Source organism: Pseudophaeobacter sp. (assembly GCF_039971195.1).
Taxonomy (GTDB): Bacteria; Pseudomonadota; Alphaproteobacteria; order Rhodobacterales; family Rhodobacteraceae; genus Pseudophaeobacter.
In genome coordinates this window covers 1-20,219 of record NZ_JBDWPJ010000156.1, presented here as the reverse complement: position 1 = coordinate 20,219, position 20,219 = coordinate 1, and the positions used below count along the sequence as shown (strand labels likewise).

Annotated in this window: 25 protein-coding genes; 23 read left to right on the top strand and 2 right to left on the bottom strand. The window is 60.2% G+C overall.

Features of this window, described 5'->3' with window-relative positions; genetic code table 11:
• Nucleotides 1-56 precede the first annotated feature (56 nt).
• Together ABJP42_RS14040 and ABJP42_RS14035 are read left to right on the top strand one after the other, a co-directional pair.
• Nucleotides 57-608, top strand: coding sequence for a hypothetical protein (locus ABJP42_RS14040; RefSeq protein WP_348341385.1), 552 nt, complete (start codon nt 57-59; stop codon nt 606-608).
• 208 nt (nt 609-816) lie between these two features.
• Complete coding sequence (locus ABJP42_RS14035) at nt 817-1,392, top strand: YceI family protein (RefSeq protein ID WP_348341383.1); 576 nt, start codon at nt 817-819, stop codon at nt 1,390-1,392.
• A 77-nt stretch (nt 1,393-1,469) separates the two neighbouring features.
• Here the strand turns inward: ABJP42_RS14035 and ABJP42_RS14030 are convergent, their stop codons facing one another.
• Nucleotides 1,470-1,814, bottom strand: a complete 345-nt coding sequence (locus tag ABJP42_RS14030; RefSeq protein ID WP_348341381.1) for a hypothetical protein — start codon at nt 1,812-1,814, stop codon at nt 1,470-1,472.
• A gap of 148 nt (nt 1,815-1,962) precedes the next feature.
• Nucleotides 1,963-3,255 carry a cytochrome b/b6 domain-containing protein gene (locus ABJP42_RS14025; RefSeq protein WP_348341379.1) on the bottom strand — a complete coding sequence of 431 codons (1,293 nt, stop codon included), beginning with the start codon at nt 3,253-3,255 and terminating at the stop codon, nt 1,963-1,965.
• Nucleotides 3,256-3,512: 257 nt separating this feature from the next.
• Between ABJP42_RS14025 and fabD the strand changes: the two genes are divergently transcribed.
• The 21 genes from fabD to ABJP42_RS13920 all read left to right on the top strand — a co-directional run bounded on the left by fabD (nt 3,513) and on the right by ABJP42_RS13920 (nt 20,166).
• Nucleotides 3,513-4,448, top strand: a complete 936-nt coding sequence (gene fabD, locus ABJP42_RS14020; protein WP_348341377.1) for an ACP S-malonyltransferase — start codon at nt 3,513-3,515, stop codon at nt 4,446-4,448.
• A gap of 75 nt (nt 4,449-4,523) precedes the next feature.
• Nucleotides 4,524-5,261, top strand: a complete 738-nt coding sequence (gene fabG / locus ABJP42_RS14015) for a 3-oxoacyl-[acyl-carrier-protein] reductase (RefSeq protein ID WP_348341375.1) — start codon at nt 4,524-4,526, stop codon at nt 5,259-5,261.
• Nucleotides 5,262-5,667: 406 nt separating this feature from the next.
• Entirely contained in the window at nt 5,668-5,901 is a 234-nt protein-coding gene (locus ABJP42_RS14010) for an acyl carrier protein (protein WP_009808171.1), read from the top strand.
• 157 nt (nt 5,902-6,058) lie between these two features.
• A complete protein-coding gene (locus tag ABJP42_RS14005) occupies nt 6,059-6,802 on the top strand; it encodes a 1-(5-phosphoribosyl)-5-[(5-phosphoribosylamino)methylideneamino]imidazole-4-carboxamide isomerase (protein WP_348341373.1) in 744 nt (247 codons plus the stop codon).
• A 256-nt stretch (nt 6,803-7,058) separates the two neighbouring features.
• Nucleotides 7,059-8,324 (top strand): beta-ketoacyl-ACP synthase II, encoded by a 1,266-nt coding sequence (fabF, locus tag ABJP42_RS14000; protein ID WP_348341371.1) that lies wholly within the window; start codon nt 7,059-7,061, stop codon nt 8,322-8,324.
• The gene (mltG, locus tag ABJP42_RS13995) at nt 8,325-9,479 is read left to right on the top strand and encodes an endolytic transglycosylase MltG (RefSeq protein WP_348341369.1); all 1,155 of its coding nucleotides are present in this window, start codon (nt 8,325-8,327) and stop codon (nt 9,477-9,479) included.
• A 660-nt stretch (nt 9,480-10,139) separates the two neighbouring features.
• Nucleotides 10,140-11,444 (top strand): DNA-packaging protein, encoded by a 1,305-nt coding sequence (locus tag ABJP42_RS13990; protein WP_348341419.1) that lies wholly within the window; start codon nt 10,140-10,142, stop codon nt 11,442-11,444.
• Nucleotides 11,445-11,584: 140 nt separating this feature from the next.
• Nucleotides 11,585-12,802 carry a phage portal protein gene (locus ABJP42_RS13985; RefSeq protein WP_348341367.1) on the top strand — a complete coding sequence of 406 codons (1,218 nt, stop codon included), beginning with the start codon at nt 11,585-11,587 and terminating at the stop codon, nt 12,800-12,802.
• Entirely contained in the window at nt 12,795-13,013 is a 219-nt protein-coding gene (locus ABJP42_RS13980) for a GTA head formation protein, RCAP_rcc01685 family (RefSeq protein ID WP_348341365.1), read from the top strand. Before ABJP42_RS13985 ends, ABJP42_RS13980 begins: the two co-directional genes overlap by 8 nt.
• A 33-nt stretch (nt 13,014-13,046) precedes the next feature.
• Nucleotides 13,047-13,646, top strand: coding sequence for an HK97 family phage prohead protease (locus ABJP42_RS13975; RefSeq protein WP_348341363.1), 600 nt, complete (start codon nt 13,047-13,049; stop codon nt 13,644-13,646).
• Complete coding sequence (locus tag ABJP42_RS13970) at nt 13,636-14,817, top strand: phage major capsid protein (protein WP_348341361.1); 1,182 nt, start codon at nt 13,636-13,638, stop codon at nt 14,815-14,817. The genes ABJP42_RS13975 and ABJP42_RS13970 overlap by 11 nt, the downstream gene beginning before the upstream one ends.
• Before the next feature lie 164 nt (nt 14,818-14,981).
• Nucleotides 14,982-15,581 carry a head-tail connector protein gene (locus ABJP42_RS13965; RefSeq protein ID WP_490363228.1) on the top strand — a complete coding sequence of 200 codons (600 nt, stop codon included), beginning with the start codon at nt 14,982-14,984 and terminating at the stop codon, nt 15,579-15,581.
• Nucleotides 15,578-15,925: a head-tail adaptor protein gene (locus tag ABJP42_RS13960; protein WP_348341357.1), complete on the top strand. Its 348-nt coding sequence runs from the start codon at nt 15,578-15,580 to the stop codon at nt 15,923-15,925. Before ABJP42_RS13965 ends, ABJP42_RS13960 begins: the two co-directional genes overlap by 4 nt.
• Nucleotides 15,922-16,329, top strand: coding sequence for a DUF3168 domain-containing protein (locus ABJP42_RS13955; protein WP_348341355.1), 408 nt, complete (start codon nt 15,922-15,924; stop codon nt 16,327-16,329). Before ABJP42_RS13960 ends, ABJP42_RS13955 begins: the two co-directional genes overlap by 4 nt.
• A gap of 66 nt (nt 16,330-16,395) precedes the next feature.
• A complete protein-coding gene (locus ABJP42_RS13950) occupies nt 16,396-16,809 on the top strand; it encodes a phage major tail protein, TP901-1 family (protein ID WP_348341353.1) in 414 nt (137 codons plus the stop codon).
• Between the two features lie 3 nt (nt 16,810-16,812).
• Nucleotides 16,813-17,223, top strand: coding sequence for a gene transfer agent family protein (locus ABJP42_RS13945; RefSeq protein WP_348341351.1), 411 nt, complete (start codon nt 16,813-16,815; stop codon nt 17,221-17,223).
• Nucleotides 17,220-17,447 carry a rcc01693 family protein gene (locus ABJP42_RS13940; protein ID WP_348341349.1) on the top strand — a complete coding sequence of 76 codons (228 nt, stop codon included), beginning with the start codon at nt 17,220-17,222 and terminating at the stop codon, nt 17,445-17,447. The genes ABJP42_RS13945 and ABJP42_RS13940 overlap by 4 nt, the downstream gene beginning before the upstream one ends.
• Before the next feature lie 12 nt (nt 17,448-17,459).
• Nucleotides 17,460-18,122, top strand: a complete 663-nt coding sequence (locus ABJP42_RS13935) for a phage tail tape measure protein (RefSeq protein ID WP_348341347.1) — start codon at nt 17,460-17,462, stop codon at nt 18,120-18,122.
• A 12-nt stretch (nt 18,123-18,134) separates the two neighbouring features.
• Complete coding sequence (locus tag ABJP42_RS13930; protein ID WP_348341345.1) at nt 18,135-18,767, top strand: phage distal tail protein, Rcc01695 family; 633 nt, start codon at nt 18,135-18,137, stop codon at nt 18,765-18,767.
• An 11-nt stretch (nt 18,768-18,778) separates the two neighbouring features.
• Entirely contained in the window at nt 18,779-19,666 is an 888-nt protein-coding gene (locus ABJP42_RS13925; RefSeq protein WP_348341417.1) for a DUF2163 domain-containing protein, read from the top strand.
• Nucleotides 19,663-20,166, top strand: coding sequence for a C40 family peptidase (locus tag ABJP42_RS13920; RefSeq protein WP_348341343.1), 504 nt, complete (start codon nt 19,663-19,665; stop codon nt 20,164-20,166). Before ABJP42_RS13925 ends, ABJP42_RS13920 begins: the two co-directional genes overlap by 4 nt.
• The last annotated feature ends 53 nt before the right edge of the window (nt 20,167-20,219 follow it).

The window sequence follows — 20,219 nt, the reverse complement described above, 5'->3', positions numbered from 1 at the left end:
TAACGAATAATTAACCTTTGCCGATAAACGGCAGGCGAGACAGTTTGAGGCAGTTGATGAGCGTTACCAGCGAAGCGACCCTGGCATATGGGCATGCGCACCACAGCAGATTGGCAGGCAGCGAGGATACCCGCAGTCGTTTGGCCACAGCGATGCCCTTGGTTCTGAATTTTGAAGCAAACTGGCGGGCACGTTCGGTGCTGCTGCGCGGGTTGGGGCTGGCAATGATGGTCAGCGCCAGCTGGATCTGGCTGTTTCCGGGCAGTGTTGCGGATCCGGAATTGAACCTGATGAAGGTAGGCGTATCAGTATTGTTCTTTGTGTTGGGGCTGATCTTGATGACCGCCCGTAGCCCGCGCAACCAGCCAGAGGCCTGTTTTGACCCGGTCCGCCGCGAACTGCGGGTGCTACGCCGCGATGCCCATGGTCAGCCAAAAACGGTTCTGCGCCGCAGCTATGATACCATTGGTGGCGCCCGGTTGAGCGACGGCGCCGTGCAGCTCTATGAAAACGATGGCAGCCTGTTGATCGAAGTGCCGCTGGGCAGTGCGGCCGCCCGCAGCCAGCTGCGCGACCAACTGAGCGGTGCGGTGCAATTGTTCAGCTGAACTGTTCACGTCCGCGTGAGCGGAATTGACCGCGACCATAGCAATCCTGAATAAAATAAGGGCTCTGCGTCACTGCGCAGGGCCTTTGTTCTTTTCTCAACAGAACATGTTGGAAAATGCCGGTTTTCTTTTGTCGGTTCAGCACACAGTTTTAAGTCAGACGACCAAGACACCTTTGACATTCAAAACTCCAATGGAGCCTATACTCATGAAAAAGATCCTTGCTGCTGCAGCACTTGTTGGCCTGAGCACCACCGCAGCCCTGGCGGCCCCCGAAAAGTACGTTCTGGATGCCAGCCACAGCCAGGTGGTGTTCAACTACAACCACCTCGGGTTTTCCACCACCTGGGGCATGTTCTCCGGCTTTGAAGGCGAGATCATGTTTGATCAGGAAGCTCCGGCCAATTCCAGCGTTTCCGTGGCCATGCCGCTGAGCTCGATGCTGACCGGCTGGCAGGCGCGCTTTGACCACTTCATGTCCAAGGACTTTTTTGCTGCCAATGGCGATGAGCAGATCACCTTTAAATCCACCAAGATCGACGTGACTAGCGACAATACCGCCAAGATCACCGGCGATCTGACCCTGAACGGGGTGACCAAATCTGTGGTGCTGGATGCCAAGTTGAACCAGGTCGGTGATCATCCGATGGCGGGCAAGCCCTGGGCCGGTTTTGACGCCACCACTACCCTGGTGCGCTCTGACTTCAACCTCGGCAAATTTGCGCCTTTTGTCAGCGATGAAGTGCCGCTGCAGATCTCTGTTGAGGCGATGAAGGCCGAGTAACCTCGTTTTCAGTTAACTTAGAGCAAGCCAGAACGCCGCTTTCCCCCCGGGGAGGGCGGCGTTTTCTGTCGTTGGCGTCAATTAGGTGAGAGGCACCGCTTCAATGTGAAACCGTGGCGTTTTGTTGTGATGCCAAAGCCTTCGGACTGGAGTATTTGGCGCAAAGAGTTTGAAAGCGTGAGGCCGAAGACCTCAATTGCCTCAGTCCGTGGATGGTGATCTTCGATGTTCCAAAGAATGCGCAAAAGGCTTGATTGAGGGCTTTCCCCTGGTTGCAGGTGAAAGAGGGCGCTGCCATCCAAAAGACTGACCTGTTGAGCAAACCATGCTGCGTTCTCTGGCGTAGCTATCAGCCACAGGGCAAAGGGGCTGGAGCCGCTGCTTTTGCAGGGTTTTGTTTGGTATGAAACACGGACACGCATGCGCTGAAACTGCGCGGCTTTCTGCAAAATGTCGACCTCCGGTTTACCCTCTGATTGAGAGGGGCAAGGAAAAAACCTCCCCGGAGGGGTCCGGAGAGGTTTGGTTTAAGAAGTGAGTGGTGGGTCGAAAAGTGGGTTTATGAGGGAGCTAGTTGCTGCGTTGCGCAGTGAGGGTAATATCCAGCACCACGTCAAAGCCGAGGGTGCCTTCATCTTGGGTGCCTTTGCCGATGTCAAAATCAAGCCGGTTCAGAACGACCTGTCCGCTCATCTCCGCCCAGTCACCACCGGTGATCTGGAGCTCAAAAGGCAGGGCGAGCGGTTGTGTCTTGTCGCGGATGGTCAGCTGGCCAACGGCCTGGTAGCCGGTTTCCAGCTTTTCCAGCTGTGCGTCAAAGCGGGCCTTGGGGTAACTGGCGCTGTCAAAATAGTCGCTGCCCATGGCCTGATCCGTCACCGTGCCAAGGCTGAGCGAGGCAATATCGATTTCAACGCTGACCTGACCGGCAGGGCCGGGGGCGGCAGGATCGTCAAAGATGATATCGGCCTGCCAATTGGCAAAACCGCCGCTGACACCGCTGCCCATCTGCTGAATGGTGAGGCCAAGACTGCCCTCTTCAACTCTCCAGTTGCCTGCGGGTTCTCCTTCGTCACCATCCTGCTGTGCCTCGGCCAGATCCGCCGCGAGAGCGCTGTCTGACGTCTGGCCCTGTGTCTGCCCATGACTGTGCGAGGCGTGGTCGTCAGACTGCTGCGCCATCAGAACGCCGCCAGTCAGAACCCCGGCCCAGACCACCAAGGCGATGACTGCAGGTATGGCGCTGTGCTTTTGCGCAGGCGGCATTGGGAGCGCGCCGGATTTGGGCAACATGCGGCGCAGGGTGGCGTCGCGGTCAATCACCACATGTTTCAGCGCTCCGGCCACATGCAACAGGAATGTGATCTGCAACGCCTTGGACGAGGCCCAGTGCAGGGAGGCAAACAGAGCCGCCAGCCCTTCGGATTTGGGCACAAAGGGCAGCTCCTGACCAAAGGGCCACCAGATTGGCGCATAGCCGATGGTGGCGGCATGGTGGATCCAGCCCGTGAGCGGGGTCGCCACCATGGCCCCGTACAAGACCCAATGGACCACTTCAGCGGCCAGCGCCTCCGGTTTGTTTTCAGGATGCAACAGCCCGGGCTTGGGCTGCGTGATCGCCCAGGCAATCCGTGCCAACCCGGTGAAGAAGGCGGCAATGCCAATGGTTTTATGAATTGAAAACCGTAGCATGGCCCTGGAAATGACCTCTTGCGAGCCATCAAACTCGGGGCTTTGGATTTCGTGCGCCAGATCACTGGCATTGAGGCCAAGCAAAAAGGCGGAAATGAGCAAGAGCGCGGTGAGCCAGTGAAAGCTCTTGGTGACGGTGCCATAGCTGGAGGCGGTATTGTGGGCAGACACGCAGGTGTTTCCTTTTACAGGTACTCGATACTGGTCTTCTGGTTTCAATCTAGCCATCGGGCAAAGCCATGCAATGGCGGGCTTTGTCCACTCACGAACAGGAGTTGTGCGCGTTGAGGGGGCTTTTATGTGTTTTGTCGGCTTGCGGCAGTGGCCAAGCGCAGTCGCGATGGCGCGGCGCAAGGAGCAGTTCTCTTGTACGTTGGGTCAGCTCCGTCTAAACCGGGGAAAACAAAAGCCAAGGATGAGGGTCTTTGATGACAATCGCATTTGTATTCCCGGGGCAGGGTGCCCAGACCATTGGAATGGGCCAGGCCCTGGCAGAGGCCTATCCGGCCGCCAAAGCCGTCTTTGATGAGGTCGATGCTGCACTGGGGGAAAATCTCAGCAAATTGGTCTGGGAAGGCGATATCGAAACCCTGACCCTGACCCAGAATGCCCAGCCAGCACTTATGGCCACCTCGATGGCGGCGATGCGGGCGCTGGAAGCCGAAGGTATCTCCATTGATCAGGCTGCTTTTGTCGCTGGTCATTCGCTGGGGGAATATTCTGCCCTGGCTGCAGTCGGTGCGATTTCGGTGGCGGATACTGCCCGCCTGCTGCGCACCCGTGGCGAAGCCATGCAGAGCGCCGTACCGGTTGGCGTTGGTGCCATGGCGGCGCTACTGGGCCTGGATTTTGCCACCGTCAAAGAGGTTGCAGCCGAGGCTGCTGCCGAGGGAGAGGTGGTTCAGGCTGCCAATGACAATGACCCAACCCAGGTGGTTGTCTCTGGCCATAAGGCCGCGGTTGAACGGGCTGCTGATATCGCCAAGACCCGCGGCGCCAAGCGCGCGGTCATGCTTCCTGTGTCGGCGCCGTTCCACTGTGCGCTGATGCAGCCGGCAGCGGATGTCATGGCCGAAGCCCTGGCATCGGTGGAGATCAAAGCCCCGGCAGTGCCATTGATCGCCAATGTTCGCGCCGATGTGGTAAGCGACCCTGACGAGATCCGTCAGCTTCTGGTCGAGCAGGTCACTGGCTCGGTGCGCTGGCGCGAAAGCGTGCAGGTCATGGGGGCCAAGGGCGTGACAGAATTCTGGGAGATCGGCGCGGGCAAAGCCCTGTCGGGCATGATCCGCAAGATTGATCGCAGCCTGGCCAGTCGTCAGTTTGGCAGCCCCGAAGCGGTTTCCGCGGCCAAAGACGCCTGATCCCATCCCAAGATACAACGCGCGGTGCTTGGTGGTTCTCCGCCGGGCTGCGCTCTCAGACTTAGAGGAAATGACATGTTTGATTTGACTGGCAAGACTGCCCTGATCACCGGGGCCTCTGGCGGCATTGGCGGCGATATTGCCCGCAGCCTACATGCAGCGGGAGCGACCGTTGCGCTCTCTGGCACCCGCCAAGCCCCGCTGCAGGAACTGGCAGCTGAGCTTGGCGAGCGCGCTCATGTGCTCACCTGCAATCTCAGCGATCCAGAGGCCGTTGAAGCGCTGCCAAAGCAGGCCGCCGCGGTCATGGGCAGCGTTGATATTCTGGTCAACAATGCGGGCATCACCAAGGACAATCTGTTCATGCGGATGAAAGACGAGGAATGGCAGAGCGTGTTGGACGTGAACCTGACTTCCACCATGCGCCTGTGCCGTGGTGTGATGCGGGGTATGATGAAGGCACGCTGGGGCCGTATCATCAATATTTCTTCCATTGTGGGCGCCACCGGTAACCCAGGGCAGGGCAACTATGCGGCCTCCAAGGCGGGCATGATCGGCATGTCCAAATCCATCGCCTATGAGGTTGCCAACCGGGGCATCACGGTAAATGCCGTGGCACCTGGCTTTATTGCCACGGCGATGACGGAAAAGCTCAATGACGCCCAAAAAGACGCGATCCTGACCCAGATCCCCGCCGCACGCATGGGAGATTCGAAAGAAATCGCCGCTGCCGTGCTCTATCTGGCCAGCCCAGAGGCCGCATATGTGACCGGGACAACCCTGCATGTGAACGGCGGAATGGCGATGCTGTAATCGAGTTTTCTCAAAATAGGCCTCGGCCTTGAGGGAAAATCATTGCAGAATCGAAGAATTCGCCGCAGAAAATTCCTTAAGACTTCGTGAATATCACATTGATATCAACGGGGTCCTAGAAAAAGCTGGCACTGCCCCTTGTCCTTTGCAAAGGGGGGCGCCATCTGCTCGACTGGGCCAGTCAATGCAGAGCACCTTCAAGGCCCGCGCCGGGAGCGAAACCATTTGCCTCTGCGCTGGTCTGTGTTATAGGCGGCCCATATTCGTCCTGACGTCTATCCCTATGGGGTAGCGATCGGGTCGCTCTCGCTGTTGAGAGCCCAACCGCCCGCATCGGGCAAATCATGCCACCCCAATGGGGTAAGAGCAAAACCGGGCAAGCTGCCCTGAAGAACGAGGAAATGACATGAGCGACGTCGCAGACCGCGTAAAAAAGATCGTTGTAGAGCACCTGGGTGTTGAAGAAGAAAAAGTGACCGAAAACGCGTCCTTCATCGACGATCTGGGCGCAGACAGCCTCGACACTGTTGAGCTGGTCATGGCCTTTGAGGAAGAGTTCGGCATCGAGATCCCTGATGATGCGGCCGAAACTATCCAGACATTTGGCGACGCAGTGAAGTTCATCACCGAAGCTTCCTAAGTCGAGATCACAGCAATGTGATTGTATGCACGGCGCTTTCCACAAGGGAAGCGCCGTTTTACGTCTCTCACTCCCAGGGCTTCTGGCCAATGCTGACCTCATGCGGCGCAGTTCTGTGCTATCATGTTGAGGTTGAACAACCAGGAGGGAGTTGAGGATGCTGATTTATCCGACAATGGAGTTGCTGGACGGGCGCTGTGTCACCCTTGAAAAGGGGCGACTTGAAGAGCCGCAGATCTGGCATGTTGACCCGGTTGAAAAGGCAAAGGAATTTGCCGCTGCAGGCGCGGAATGGATGCATCTGACCGATTTCAACGCCATTCAGGGCGATGACAGCAACCGTGAAATTGTCGAAGAAATCATTCGCAGTGTTGGCATTCCTGTGCAGCTGGGTGGGGGCATGCGCAGCCGGGAAAACATCGAAAGCTGGATTGATAAGGGCGCCGGGCGCGTTGTGGTTGGCACTCTGGCGGCGCTGGACCCTACACTGGTGGCTGAACTGGCCAAACAGCACCCGGATCAAATTGTTCTGGCGGTGGATGTCTGGCAAGGGCAGGTGATGACCGAGGGCTGGCGCGAATCCGGCGCCTTTGAACCTGAAAGCTATATTGCCGCCTTCGGAACTGCTCCCTTTGCAGGCATTATCGTCACCGATATTGACAGCGACATGTCCGACCTTGAGGCGCAGCTTGGGCTGATCTCGGGGCTGGCAGCTGCCGCGCAATCGCCGGTCATTGCTAGCGGTGTGGTGCGCGGTGCGGATGACATCTCGCGCTTGAAGTATATCCACAATATTTCCGGTGCTCTGGTAGGGCGGGCGCTGTTCCGCAAAAGCCTCTCTCTGGAAGAGGCGTTGGAGGTGGCGCAGCCGCAGCCGGAACCAGTGGCTGAGTTTATCTAAACTCCTAAACCTGACCTACGCTCGGCTGTTCTGGAGCCGCCGAGCGCGCTGGGGCTCCCAGGGCATGCCTTGGGCAGAAACGAGCTGCTCAAACCCGGCCTTTTCAATGCTGTTCCTTTGGCCTTGGGGCCGACAACGCCAATCTTTGCTGGTTTTTGGCGTATCGCCGCCGCGCGGTTCCATTGCCGCACTTGCACCTCTTGGGCAATCCAAGCTATCTGAGTGAGCGAATTGCCGAGGCAGAGGAGAGCAAAGCATGCGTCGAGTCGTTGTAACCGGATTGGGATTGGTAACACCCTTGGCGACCGGAGTCGAAGAGTCCTGGTCACGCCTGTTGGACGGCCAGTCCGGCGCCGGACCGATCACGCTGTTTGATGCAGAAGCCAGTGGTGTAACCACCACCTATGCCTGCGAAGTTCCGCGCGGTGATGGGTCCGAAGGAACCTTCAACCCCGATGACTGGGTGATCAAGAAAGATCAGAAAAAGATCGACGACTTTATCCTCTATGGGATTGCCGCCGCCGATATGGCTGTGCGCGATGCTGGCTGGTTGCCCGAAGATACCGAAAGCCTGGAGCGCACCGGGGTGATGATCGGTTCTGGCATCGGTGGCCTTAGCTCTATCGCGGATACTGCGGTGATGATCAAGGAAAAGGGCCCCCGTCGGGTCTCGCCTTTCTTTATCCCCGGTGCGCTGATCAACCTGATCTCGGGTCAGGTTTCCATCCGCTTTGGCTTCAAAGGCCCTAACCACTCGGTTGTGACCGCCTGTTCAACCGGAGCCCATGCCATTGGCGATGCGGCGCGGCTGATCAAATCGGGCGATGCTGATGTGATGGTTGCAGGCGGCGCCGAAGCTGCCATCTGCGAAATTGGTATTGCCGGTTTCAACGCCTGCAAGGCGCTGTCGACCAAGCGCGCCGATGATCCCAAATCGGCCTCGCGCCCCTATGACGCGGACCGTGATGGTTTTGTCATGGGCGAAGGTGCCGGCATCGTGGTTCTGGAAGACTATGACCACGCTGTGGCCCGTGGCGCCAAAATCTATGCAGAGGTTCTCGGCTATGGCCTGTCGGGCGATGCCTATCACATAACCGCTCCCTCCGAGACTGGCGAAGGTGGCGAACGCTCGATGCGCGCGGCGCTGAAGAACGCCGGCCTTACCCCTGCGGATGTGGACTACATCAATGCCCATGGCACCTCGACCATGGCTGATACCATCGAGCTGGGCGCGGTAGAGCGTATGCTGGAGGATCACGCCAGCAATGTGACCATGTCTTCGACCAAATCGGCAACCGGCCACCTGCTGGGCGCGGCCGGTGCCATCGAGGCGATTTTCTCGATCCTGGCGATCCGCGATCAGGTGGCACCGCCCACCATCAATCTGGACAATCCGGATGTTGAGACCCAGCTGGATCTGGCGCCTAACAAAAAGGTCGAACGCAAGATTGATATCGCGCTGTCCAATTCCTTTGGCTTTGGCGGCACCAATGCCTCTGTTGTCTTTGGGAAGACAAAATAAATGTGGCGTAGCCTGGCCTCGAATATGCTGACTGTTCTGGTGGTGCTGTTGTTCCTTTTGGGCGGCGTCATCCTGTGGGGCAAGTCGCAGTATACCGCCGAAGGACCGCTGGAAACGGCGATTTGCCTGCAGGTGCGGCCCGGATCAAACATGACCCGCGTCAGCAACGATCTGCAAGAGCAGGGCGCAGTTTCCTCGGGGATGATGTTCCGGCTCAGCGCCAAATACACCGAAAAATCCAGCCAGCTGAAGGCCGGCAGCTTTTTGGTGCGTCCTGGGACTTCGATGGAAGAAATCATCGGTCAGATCACCAAGGGCGGTGCCAGCACCTGCGGCACCGAGGTGGTCTATCGCGTTGGGGTGACCCGTTTGCGGGCCGAAGTGCGCGAGCTGGATCCGGCCTCTGGCAAGTTTGTCGAACGGGCCGAATTTGAAATGGGCGTCGACGAAGTCCCTGAGATCTTTACCCGGCTGCAGGCCGCCAATGACACTCGGTTCCGGGTGGCCCTGGCCGAAGGTGTAACAAGCTGGCAGGTGGTCAACGCGCTTGAGAACATCGCAATCCTTGATGGTGAGGCAGGCGAGCGCCCAGCCGAAGGCTCCCTGGCGCCTGACAGTTACGAGATCCTGACCGGTCAGTCCCGCGCCGAGATCCTGGCTCAGATGCAGGAGCGTCAGACTTTGCTGGTTGGCGCTGCTTGGGAAAACCGCAGCGAGGATGCGGCGGTGCAAAGCCCCGAAGAAATGCTGATCCTGGCCTCTATCATTGAAAAGGAAACTGGTGTCGCTCGTGAGCGCGGCCAGGTTGCCAGCGTCTTTACCAACCGTCTCAATCGCGGCATGCGGCTTCAGACTGACCCGACGGTGATCTACGGTGTGACACAGGGTGAAGGCGTGTTGGGACGGGGGCTGCGTCAAAGCGAGCTGCGTAAGGTAACGCCTTGGAATACCTATGTGATCGAGGGTCTGCCGCCAACGCCAATTGCCAACCCAGGCAAGGCCAGCCTGGAAGCGGCAGTGAACCCGGACAGCACGGACTATTTGTTCTTTGTTGCCGATGGCACCGGTGGCCATGCCTTTGCGGAGACCCTGCAGGGCCATAACCGCAATGTCGCCAAATGGCGCCAGATCGAAGCAGAGCGCAACAACAACTGATCCTGTTTCAGCCCCGGCGCAGCTGCACCGGGACCGGAAACCAAAACACAAAAGGCCCGCTTCAATTTCAAAATTGGGGCGGGCCTTTTGCTGTTCTGCAAGGAGAAATAGCTCCGGTTACCGTCTGGTTTGTTAATTTTCCCCTTTCGCTTCGGTCGCTTGGCAACCCGGGTTGATTTGACTTTTTCCACTCTTCGCACCTAAGGTACCGGGCAGCTAGAAGAAGGTCAGAGACAAAAACCGGCCTGCCAGGCTGTCTGCAGCCATTTTCCCAAAAACAGCAGCTGCCGGTCTCTATTCCTTTTCTCATGCCGGGGAACGCCCGCATTGCATGAGGTGCCATAGCCCAGATGTCACATAGAAATCCGGACCCTTTGGGGCCCTGTACCAGCGATCTGTTGCGATCACTGCACCACTCCATCCTGCGATTACGGCAAGAGGCCGAAGATTTGCGGCAGCTTCTGGCTGCCGAAGGAGAGCAGGCGCTCGCGGTACCATTGCCCCGTATTGCTAAGCTTGAGGGGCTCATTCGCGATTGCCAGAAAGTGGAGAAGACCCTTGTCGAGCAAACCGCTGGGGAAACCCAAGACCAGTCCGGAGTTGACCTCGCAGCAGCCCAACTTGAAATCAGCCGCCGCCTGGATCGCCTCCGAACTGCCTATGCTGCAGGCTGCGCTGACACAGGGGCTGAGTGATCAGGCGATCCTGGCCTTGCCCTATCTGTTCGAGTTTTGGGCCCATGCGCATCAACTGCCCCCGACAGGGGATTGGCGCACCTGGGTAATTTTGGGGGGACGCGGTGCTGGCAAAACCCGTGCCGGAGCCGAATGGATCCGGTCTCAGGTGGAGGGGGCAACTCCAAAGGCACCAGGGCACGCCTGCAGGGTGGCGCTCATCGGGGAGACCTATGATCAGGTGCGCGATGTGATGATCCTGGGCGACAGCGGCATTCTGGCCTGTGCGCCGCCAGACCGAAAACCGCAATGGAAATCCGGCGAACGCAAATTGCTTTGGGCCAATGGTGCCATGGCGCAGGCTTTTTCTGCCCATGATCCAGAGGCGCTGCGCGGGCCACAGTTCGACACCGCCTGGGTGGATGAACTGGCGAAATGGCGCCGTGCGCGCGAGGCTTGGGATATGCTGCAATTCTCTTTGCGATTGGGCGAGGATCCCCGCGTCTGCGTCACCACAACGCCGCGCAATGTCGAAGTGCTGCGCCAAATTCTCGAAGCGCCCTCCACGGTGCAGACCCATGCCGCAACCGAGGCCAACCGGGCCAATCTGGCGACCTCTTTCCTGACAGAAGTGCGAGCGCGTTATGCGGGGTCTCGCCTGGGCCGACAGGAACTTGATGGGGTTTTACTGAGCGATATTGAGGGGGCAATCTGGAAGGCGGCGCATCTGGAGGCGCTTAAGATTGCCGCCCCTTCGGCGCTGGACCGGGTGGTGGTGGCGGTGGATCCTGCGGTGAGTTCGGGCAAGGCATCGGATGCCTGTGGCATCATCGTGGCTGGCGCAGTGTTGAAGGGGCCGGTGCAGGACTGGCAGGCCTATGTGTTGGCGGATCGCACCGTGCAAGGGCTGGGCCCGCTGGCCTGGGCTAGGGCGGTGTTGGCGGCGGCGCAGGAGTTTGCAGCCGACCGGGTGGTGGCAGAGGTCAATCAGGGCGGGGCTCTGGTCGAAAGCCTGTTGCGGCAGGTGGATCCCCTGATGCCCTTTCGCGCGCTGCACGCCAGCCGGGGCAAGGTGGCACGGGCCGAACCTGTGGCGGCACTTTATGAGCAAGGCCGAGTGCATCATCTGGCTGGCCTGGCAGAGCTGGAAGAGCAGATGTGCCAAATGGCGCTGCAGGGCTATCAGGGGGTGGGCTCTCCGGATCGGGCGGATGCATTGGTCTGGGCACTGCATGAATTGATCCTGGATCCGGCTGCAAGGATGCGCAGGCCACGCGCCCGGATGATCTGAGGGAATGAAAGCAAAACAGCGCACTACGGGGTGTTGCAAAGGCGGGGGGCGCTGCCCTTTGGGGAAATTCAGATCCTACAGGCATAACTTTTCTCCAGCACAGGGCGCAAAGCCCGGATGATGGATCAAAGGAGTGGCCCATGGGGTTCGACCTACCTTGGCGCAAGAACAAGCCCAACGCCACAGGGGCATTCACGGCCGCGCCAAAGCCCGCAACTGCGCGGCAGACCAAGTCCAGGGCTGGCATCGCCTGGCAGAGCCTTGGGGCTGCCTCCTTTGGGAACCGGGATAGCAATGGCCTGACGCGGCTTGGCTTTTGCGGCAATCCGGTTGGGTTTCGGGCGGTGCGCATGGTGATCGAAGCCGCTGCTGCCATCCCTTTAGTGGTGCAGGATGCGGCGCAGCGTTATGAGACCCATCCGCTGCTGTCGCTGATTTCCCGGCCCAATGGAGCTCAAACCGGGGCAGACTTTTTTGAAACTCTGTTTGGTTACTTGTTGTTGTCGGGCAATGCCTATGTAGAGGCCACGCAGGAGGCAGAGGATTGGCCGGTGGCAATGCATCTGTTGCGCCCGGATCGGATGTCGATCGTTGCCGGCGCTGACGGCTGGCCAAAGGCCTATGATTATACGGTGACGGGGCGCACAGAGTGCTTTGCCTGCGAGGGCGGCCGCAGCGCTATCCTGCACCTGAAAAACTTCCACCCTCAGGATGATCACTATGGCCTGGCCCCGTTGCAGGCTGCGGCGCTGTCACTGGATGTGCACACTTCCGCATCGCATTGGTCCAAAGGGCTTTTGGACAATGCAGCTCGGCCCTCTGGAGCATTGGTCTGGGGCGGATCTGAGGGGCAAGGGATGTTGTCAGATGATCAGTTCCGTCGCCTCAGCGAGGAAATCGAAGCCAATTTCCAAGGGGCGCGTAACGCGGGCAGGCCAATGGTGTTGGAAGGCGGGTTGGATTGGAAACCCATGGGGTTTTCGCCCTCGGATATGGAGTTCCAGAAAACCAAAGAGGCCGCCGCGCGGGAAATTGCCCTGGCTTTTGGTGTGCCGCCAATGCTTCTCGGCCTGCCGGGAGACGCGGCCTACGCCAACTACCAAGAGGCAAATAGGGCTTTCTACCGGCTGACTGTCTTGCCCCTGGTTACCCGTGTGGCCGCCGGTCTGTCGGATTGGATTTCAGGTTTTGGCAATGAAGTCATCATATTGAAGCCTGACCTTGATCAGATCTCTGCCCTGTCAGAAGAACGCGAGCGGCAGTGGAGACGGATTTCTGACGCGGATTTCCTCAGCCAGGCTGAAAAGCGAAGGCTGCTTGGTCTGCCTGAGGCACCGGCGGGAGAGTCAGATGCCTGATTTCCCGATGCCACCCTTTGACTGCGCTCCGGGGCTGCGACTCTCGGCCCATGAAAAGGTCATCCAAATACAGCTGGATGCCCTGACCCGTCGCCATGACCAATTGGAGCAGCTTCTTGAACGGCTGGAACGTCGGGTCTGGTTGACCGTCTATGGCGTGGCTGCGGTGATCCTGGCACAGGCGTCCCAGTCGCTTCTGTCTACGCATTAGTATTCAAATTCAAACCGATACGAGAGGTACCTCATGCCGTCGGAACCAGAAGTAGAACGGAAGTTCGCACGCTTTGGAGAGATGCTGAATGTGCAGGACAAGGGCGTCATTCAGGGCTATGCCAGCCTGTTCGGTGAGACCGATCAGGGCGGAGATGTGGTGATGCCAGGGGCCTATGGCGCGTCGCTCAAAGCGCTGGCAGCGCGCGGGTGCCGGGTCAAGATGCTGTGGCAGCACGATCCCTTGCAACCCATTGGGGTCTGGGACGAGCTGCGCGAGGACAGTCGCGGGCTTTGGGTCAGGGGTCATCTGCTGACAGAGATCTCTCGCGGGGCTGAGGCGGCGGTTTTGATCGAAGCCGGGGCCATCGAGGGCCTGTCAATCGGCTACCGAACCAAGCGGGCGCATCAGGACGGGCAGGGCAAACGTCTCCTCACCGAGGTTGATCTTTGGGAGGTCTCGTTGGTCACTTTCCCAATGCTGCCGGCGGCACGGGTTGCGGCCAAACAGGAGGCGCCCCAAGGCGCAGATCTGCGCCGCCTTGCAGCAGAACTACGTCGCGCCAGCCGCCAGATGGCACGCTCAGGCCTTTCCCCTTCATCGACCAGGACAGGACAAAACGATGCGGAATAAAAATACCCCGGCCATGGCCGAACAAGCAGCCCCTTTGACGCAGGATGTTACCCAGGCAATCTCGGTATTTTTGCGTGAGTTCAAAGGGTTTCAGGAGGGTGTCACAGTGAAGTTCAAACAGACGGAAGAGCGAATGACCATGCTGGATCGAAAGACACATCGCGCCGCCCGGCCGCAACTTGCAGCCGCAAGCTCGGCCGAGGCGCCCCATACAAAGGCCTTTGGCGGCTATATCCGAACCGGCGATGACGCAGGCCTGCGGGATCTGGTCCCTGAGAGCAAGGCACTGTCCACATCGGTGAACAGTGACGGCGGCTATCTGGTCGATCCGCAGACCTCGGAGACGGTAAAATCGGTGCTGCAGTCCACTGCGTCTATCCGTGCGGTGGCCACGGTTGTCAGCGTCGAGGCGACGTCTTTTGATGTGCTGATCGATCACAGCGATGCTGGGGCCGGCTGGGCCACAGAGGTGGATCCCACCGTGGAAAGCGGCACGCCGGTGATCGACCGGATCACCATTCCACTGCACGAACTGAGCGCGCTGCCAAAGGCCTCTCAGCGGCTGTTGGATGACAGCGCTTTTGACATCGAAGGCTGGCTGGCCGGGCGCATCGCGGACAAATTCTCCCGCGCCGAAGCCTCAGCTTTTCTGACCGGCGACGGGCTTGATAAACCCACCGGCATTCTGACCCATCCGGTGGTTGAAAACGGCCTCTGGAGCTGGGGCTCGCTGGGCTATGTGGCCTCGGGCGAGGCCGCAGGTGTTGGCGATGGCGATGCGATTATTGATCTGGTCTACGCGCTTGGCGCCCAGTACCGGGCCAATGCGAGCTTTGTGATGAATTCGAAAACCGCCGGGTTGATCCGCAAACTGAAGGATGCTGACGGCCGCTTCCTGTGGTCCGACGGGCTAGCCGCTGGTGAACCGGCGCGTTTGTTGGGGTATCCGGTACTGATCGCCGAGGATATGCCGGATGCCGCCTTGGATAGCTATGCGCTGGCCTTTGGCGATTTTGCCTCTGGCTACACCATTGCCGAGCGTCCGGATTTGCGGGTGCTGCGCGATCCTTTTAGCGCCAAGCCGCATGTGCTGTTTTACGCCACCAAACGGGTCGGCGGTGATGTCAGCGATTTTGCCGCTATCAAACTGCTGAAATTCGGCCTGAGCTAACCGCTTGGACCGAATGGGGAACCGGCAGTCCGGTTCCCTGGCGGGTGCGCAATCTCATGCTTTTTGCCGTCTAGCTGCTCCCCCTCCGTCCGAGCGGCAGGAAGCTTTGCGTGCCCGCTGAACAGGATTGGGACGATTGGGGATCTGAGCCTGCGGAGTTGATGATGATGTTGAGCGAAGTGACGCCAGTGCTGGATGCGGCACTGCCGCTGGGGGCTTTTAAGGCCCATCTGCGCCTGGGAACCGGCTTTGGCGAGGCTGAACTGCAGGACAGCGTGTTGATTGGCTTTTTGCGGGCGGCCCTGGCGGCGATCGAAAAACGCACTGGCAAGGCCCTATTGCAGCGCGATTTCCGCTGGGTGGTGACCCGATGGGTCAGACCGGATGTGGCCGCGGTGCCGATTGCCCCGGTGGTCGGCCTGGTATCAGTGGCGCGGATCGATGCGCAGGGCAGCTCTGCACCTGTGGCGCTAGGTACATACTGGCTGGAGCCGGACAGTCAGCAACCGCAGCTGCATCCCACGGCGGCCTGCCTGCCCAATCTGCCCGCCGGTACCCGTCTGGAGCTATTCCTCACCGCTGGCATGTCGCCCAGCTGGGAGGCTCTGCCGAGTGATCTGGCGCAGGCGGTGCTGATGCTGGCGGCGCATTACTATGAGTACCGCGATGACACTGCCTTGCATGGCGGCTGTATGCCCTTTGGCGTCACCAGCCTGATCGAGAGCCACCGCGCATTGCGGCTTTCGGCTGGGGGGCGGTTATGAGCAAGCCTGTCCGCACGGTGCTGAACCGTCAACTGGTGCTGGAGGACCCGCAACGGGTCAGCGATGGTGCTGGTGGCTATACTGAGAGCTGGGCGCCGCTTGGCAGCCTCTGGGCCGCACTTGCGCCACAGGCCGGGCGTACCGCCGGGCAGGAGGGCGGCAGCCTGTCGCTGCAACGCTACCGCATCACTCTGCGCGCCGCGCCTATGGGCAGCCTGTCACGTCCGCGCAGCGGGCAGCGGTTCCGAGAAGGGGCCCGGCTGTTTCGTATTGAGGCTGTCAGTGAAGCCGACCTAAAGGCGCATTATCTGACCTGTCAGTGCATCGAAGAGGTGGCGCCATGACCTATGCTCTGGCAAGCGCCCTGCAACAGGCGGTTTTCCAACATCTGTCCGTGGATGCAGGCGTGGTGGCAGCCGTGGGGACGGATCTGTTTGATGCCATGCCCACCGGCGCCCTGCCACAGATCTACGCGGTGCTTGGGTCTGAGGAAGTGCTGGATCGCTCGGATCAGAGCGGTGTCGGGGCCCGGCATCGTTTTACCGTCAGCGTCTTTACCAGCAGTGCCGGTTTTATCCTCGCCAAGGACGCCGCCGGGGCAATCAGCGATGCGCTGGTCGATGCGCCCTTGGTGTTGACGCGGGGGCGTCTGGTGGGGCTTTGGTTCGAACGCGCCACGGCCCAGCGCCTCAAGGATGGCGGCCGCAGCATCACCCTGCTGTTTGCCGCAAGGGTGGAAGACAGCTGAGGCCCCAAGCCAAGGGCCAGAACTCAATTCCCATAGATATCAAATGTTAGCAAAAGGAGCACCCTCATGGCTGCCCAAAACGGCAAGGATCTTTTGATCAAGGTGGATATGACCGGCGACGGTCAATTTGAAACATTGGCGGGCCTGCGGGCGACGCGGATCAGCTTCAATGCAGAAAGCGTCGATGTGACCAGCCTCGAAAGCCAGGGCGGTTGGCGCGAATTGCTGGCCGGGGCTGGGGTGCGGTCGGCGGCGATCACCGGCTCCGGGATCTTCCGCGATGAAACCACGGATGAGCGGGCACGCCAGCTGTTCTTTGACGGCATTACCCCGGATTTTCAGGTGGTGATCCCCAGCTTTGGCATCATTGAAGGCGCCTTTCAAGTGACCACGCTGGACTATGCCGGCAGCCACAATGGCGAAGCCACCTACGAGCTGTCACTGTCCAGCGCCGGGGCGCTCACTTTTACGGTGGTTTGATCAATGTCCGGTCCCCTTGAGCAGACAGCGAACCCCTGGCGCGGCGAGGTTGCACTGACCCTCAATGGTCAGCCCTATGTGCTGCGTCTGACGTTGGGGGCCCTGGCCCGGTTGGAGCAGCAGTTAAAAACCGGGTCTCTGGTCGATCTGGTGCAACGCTTTGAGGCCGGCAGGTTCTCAGCCGCAGATATCCTGGCCCTGCTTGCAGCGGGGTTGCAGGGCGGCGGACATAGGCTTTCTGCCGAAGATTTGGCGCGGGCTGGGGTCAAAGGCGGGCCAGTTGCGGCAGCCCAGGTGGCCGCCACCCTGTTGGCGCGCAGTTTTGCCCTGCCGACAGTTCCCACGGTCCAAAAGGTGGAGCGGGGAGGCGAACAGGCGGCGGAACCGGCCGCTCCTCCAAAGGGAGCGGTATGACCGGGCTGGATTGGCCCGGCCTGATGCGGGCGGGCTTGGGCGGTTTGCACCTGCGCCCGGCGGATTTCTGGGACCTCACACCGCTGGAGCTGCAGCTGTTGCTCGGCGGTACGGAGCGTGTCGGGCTGGACCGGAGCGGGTTGGACGCCCTGATGCGCCGCTTTCCCGATGGCCAGACCACGCCTCTAGAAGATGCCTCCCTTACTGCAGCTACCAGTACATAGAAGGATCTCACCATGGCAAACAACAGTGACATCGCCGCGCTGGAACTGCAGAGCGAAGCCCTTGGCGACTCGCTGGGAGATGCCGCTGGCATGGCCGCCAGTTTTGAATCCGAGCTACGGCGGGTACGCGATGCTTTTGAGGCCACCGGCAAAGATGTGGAAACCCTGGAACGCGGGCTATCGCGGGGGCTGCGGCGTTCGTTTGAACAGGTGGTGTTTGATGGCGATAGTCTTTCTTCGGCGTTGGACACGCTGGCGCGGTCACTGGTCAAGACCACCTATAATGCGGCGCTGCGCCCGGTTACCGACCATGTTGGCGGGCTGATCTCCAAAGGTGTTGGCGATCTGATTGGCGAGATACTGCCCTTTGCCAATGGCGCTGCCTTCTCGCAGGGGCAGGTGATGCCCTTTGCCCGCGGCGGCGTGATCAGCTCTGCCACCACATTTCCGATGCGCGGCGGCATTGGCGTGATGGGCGAGGCCGGCCCCGAGGCCATCCTGCCGCTGAGCCGCGCAGCAGATGGCAGCCTGGGCGTACGCTCCCAAGGGGCTGCGGGCAGCGCCACGGTGGTGATGAATGTCACCACCCCGGATGTGCAGGGCTTTGCCCGCAATCGCAGCCAGATCGCGGCGCAGCTGTCCCGGGCGCTGAGCCGTGGCAACCGCAATCGCTAGGAGGAACCAGCCATGAGTTTTCACGATATCCGCTTTCCCGCCTCGCTGAGCTTTGGTTCCGTCGGCGGGCCAGAGCGGCGCACCGATGTGGTGACGCTGGCCAATGGCTATGAAGAGCGCAATACACCCTGGGCCCATTCGCGCCGCCGCTATGACGCCGGTCTGGGGTTGCGCTCCTTGGATGACATCGAGCTGTTGATCGCCTTTTTCGAAGCCCGTCAGGGCCAGATCTTTGGCTTTCGCTGGAAAGACTGGTCGGATTACAAATCAGCGCTTCCCACCGCCGAGCTGGACTTTCGCGATCAGGTGATTGGGCGCGGGGATGGGGAGACCACGGCCTTCCAGCTGATCAAGAACTATCGCTCGGGCGATACCATATACCAGCGCCCCATCACCAAACCGGTGGCCGGGTCTCTACGCCTGGGGCTGGGGCAGGAAGAGCTGTTCGAGGATGTTGATTTTACCCTGCAAGATGACACTGGCTGGGTGACGCTGAGCCACCCGCCCGAAGAGGGGAGCGAGGTGGTTGCCGGGTTTGAATTTGACGTGCCGGTGCGGTTTGACACCGACAGCATTCAGACCAGCGTCGCCTCTTTTCAGGCGGGTGACGTGCCCAATGTGCCGGTGATCGAGGTGCGGGTCTGATGGCCGGTCTGATGGCGGGGCCCAACCCGGCCTTTCTGGCCCATGTAAAAACCGGCGTGACCACGCTGGCGCGCTGCTGGGGGCTGACCCGGCACGATGGCAGGCGGTTTGGTTTTACCGATCACGATAGGGATCTTGCCTTTGACGGCTGGCAATTCACTGCGGGCACTGGTCTGACGGCGCGGGCGCTGTTGCAGACCACCGGGCTGTCGGTGGACAACACCGGCGCCCAGGGGGCGCTGAGCGATGCCGCCCTGCGCGAAGAAGACATCGAGGCCGGGAGATTTGACGGGGCCGAACTGGTCAGCTGGTTGGTCAATTGGCAGGATGTTGCGGCCCGTTGGTTGCAGTTTCGCGGCAGCTTAGGAGAGCTGCACCGGGCAGGCGGTGCTTTTGAGGCGGAGCTGCGCGGCCTCACCGAGGCCTTGAACCAGCCTTTGGGGCGGATCTATCAGCGCCCCTGCACGGCGGTGCTGGGCGATGGCGACTGTCGCTTCGATCTCACGGCCCCAGGCTATGCCTTTGAAGGCAAGGTTGAGGTCTTGACCACGCAGGGCGGGTTTCAGTGGGAGGCTTTGGATGGATTTGAACCGGGCTGGTTCACCTCTGGCAGGCTGACGGTGCTGAGTGGTGCTGCCCAGGGGCTTTGGGGCAGTATCAAGCGGGACGAGATCACCTATGGGTCCCGTCTGATCACCCTATGGGACCCGCTGCACGGTGGTCTGCAAGCGGGCGACCAAGTGCGGCTGGAAGCAGGCTGCGACAAGGCTATGCAGACCTGTCGGCTTAAGTTCAACAACCTTAATAACTATCAAGGATTCCCGGATATTCCCGGCGAAGACTGGGCCATGGCAGTGCCAAAATCCACAGGCCACAACACCGGCGGAAGCCGCAGATGAACTGCCCTGATCTGCCCGAGACACCTCTCGGCCTGCGCGCTGTGGCAGAGGCGCGCAGCTGGCTGGGGACACCCTATCTGCATCAGGCCAGCTGCCGGGGGGCGGGCTGTGATTGTCTTGGGCTGATCCGCGGTATCTGGCGCGGGCTTTATGGCTCGGAGCCGGAACAGCCTCCGGCCTATACGATGGACTGGTCCGAACCGCAGCAGGTCGAGGTGCTGTGGCAGGCGGCGCTGCGCCATCTGCAGCCGAAACCGCTGCAAAACGCCTCCCTCGGGGATGTCTTGCTTTTCCGAATGCGAGCCGGGGCGGTGGCCAAACATCTGGGGCTGCAAACCCGCCTTGGTGATCTGCCTTCCCAAAGGTCTGATAATTCCGCCAGCCAGGTCGCGGGCTTTATCCACGCCTACCACCGCCAGGGGGTGGTTGAGAGCGTCCTGACCTCCCCCTGGCAGCGCCGCATCGTGGCGCGTTTTACCTTCCCTGAGGAGCTGAGCTGATGGCAACGATCGTTCTTTCTGCAGTGGGGGCCGCTGTTGGCGGTTCCATTGGG

Bases quoted from the DNA above. Each gene is read 5' to 3' on its own strand.
- ABJP42_RS14040 (WP_348341385.1), top strand. From the start codon at position 57: ATGAGCGTTACCAGCGAAGCGACCCTGGCATATGGGCATGCGCACCAC.
- ABJP42_RS14035 (WP_348341383.1), top strand. From the start codon at position 817: ATGAAAAAGATCCTTGCTGCTGCAGCACTTGTTGGCCTGAGCACCACC.
- ABJP42_RS14030 (WP_348341381.1), bottom strand. From the start codon at position 1,814: ATGCGTGTCCGTGTTTCATACCAAACAAAACCCTGCAAAAGCAGCGGC.
- fabD (WP_348341377.1), top strand. From the start codon at position 3,513: ATGACAATCGCATTTGTATTCCCGGGGCAGGGTGCCCAGACCATTGGA.
- fabG (WP_348341375.1), top strand. From the start codon at position 4,524: ATGTTTGATTTGACTGGCAAGACTGCCCTGATCACCGGGGCCTCTGGC.
- ABJP42_RS14010 (WP_009808171.1), top strand. From the start codon at position 5,668: ATGAGCGACGTCGCAGACCGCGTAAAAAAGATCGTTGTAGAGCACCTG.
- ABJP42_RS14005 (WP_348341373.1), top strand. From the start codon at position 6,059: ATGCTGATTTATCCGACAATGGAGTTGCTGGACGGGCGCTGTGTCACC.
- fabF (WP_348341371.1), top strand. From the start codon at position 7,059: ATGCGTCGAGTCGTTGTAACCGGATTGGGATTGGTAACACCCTTGGCG.
- mltG (WP_348341369.1), top strand. From the start codon at position 8,325: ATGTGGCGTAGCCTGGCCTCGAATATGCTGACTGTTCTGGTGGTGCTG.
- ABJP42_RS13990 (WP_348341419.1), top strand. From the start codon at position 10,140: ATGCTGCAGGCTGCGCTGACACAGGGGCTGAGTGATCAGGCGATCCTG.
- ABJP42_RS13985 (WP_348341367.1), top strand. From the start codon at position 11,585: ATGGGGTTCGACCTACCTTGGCGCAAGAACAAGCCCAACGCCACAGGG.
- ABJP42_RS13980 (WP_348341365.1), top strand. From the start codon at position 12,795: ATGCCTGATTTCCCGATGCCACCCTTTGACTGCGCTCCGGGGCTGCGA.
- ABJP42_RS13975 (WP_348341363.1), top strand. From the start codon at position 13,047: ATGCCGTCGGAACCAGAAGTAGAACGGAAGTTCGCACGCTTTGGAGAG.
- ABJP42_RS13970 (WP_348341361.1), top strand. From the start codon at position 13,636: ATGCGGAATAAAAATACCCCGGCCATGGCCGAACAAGCAGCCCCTTTG.
- ABJP42_RS13965 (WP_490363228.1), top strand. From the start codon at position 14,982: ATGATGTTGAGCGAAGTGACGCCAGTGCTGGATGCGGCACTGCCGCTG.
- ABJP42_RS13960 (WP_348341357.1), top strand. From the start codon at position 15,578: ATGAGCAAGCCTGTCCGCACGGTGCTGAACCGTCAACTGGTGCTGGAG.
- ABJP42_RS13955 (WP_348341355.1), top strand. From the start codon at position 15,922: ATGACCTATGCTCTGGCAAGCGCCCTGCAACAGGCGGTTTTCCAACAT.
- ABJP42_RS13950 (WP_348341353.1), top strand. From the start codon at position 16,396: ATGGCTGCCCAAAACGGCAAGGATCTTTTGATCAAGGTGGATATGACC.
- ABJP42_RS13945 (WP_348341351.1), top strand. From the start codon at position 16,813: ATGTCCGGTCCCCTTGAGCAGACAGCGAACCCCTGGCGCGGCGAGGTT.
- ABJP42_RS13940 (WP_348341349.1), top strand. From the start codon at position 17,220: ATGACCGGGCTGGATTGGCCCGGCCTGATGCGGGCGGGCTTGGGCGGT.
- ABJP42_RS13935 (WP_348341347.1), top strand. From the start codon at position 17,460: ATGGCAAACAACAGTGACATCGCCGCGCTGGAACTGCAGAGCGAAGCC.
- ABJP42_RS13930 (WP_348341345.1), top strand. From the start codon at position 18,135: ATGAGTTTTCACGATATCCGCTTTCCCGCCTCGCTGAGCTTTGGTTCC.
- ABJP42_RS13925 (WP_348341417.1), top strand. From the start codon at position 18,779: ATGGCGGGGCCCAACCCGGCCTTTCTGGCCCATGTAAAAACCGGCGTG.
- ABJP42_RS13920 (WP_348341343.1), top strand. From the start codon at position 19,663: ATGAACTGCCCTGATCTGCCCGAGACACCTCTCGGCCTGCGCGCTGTG.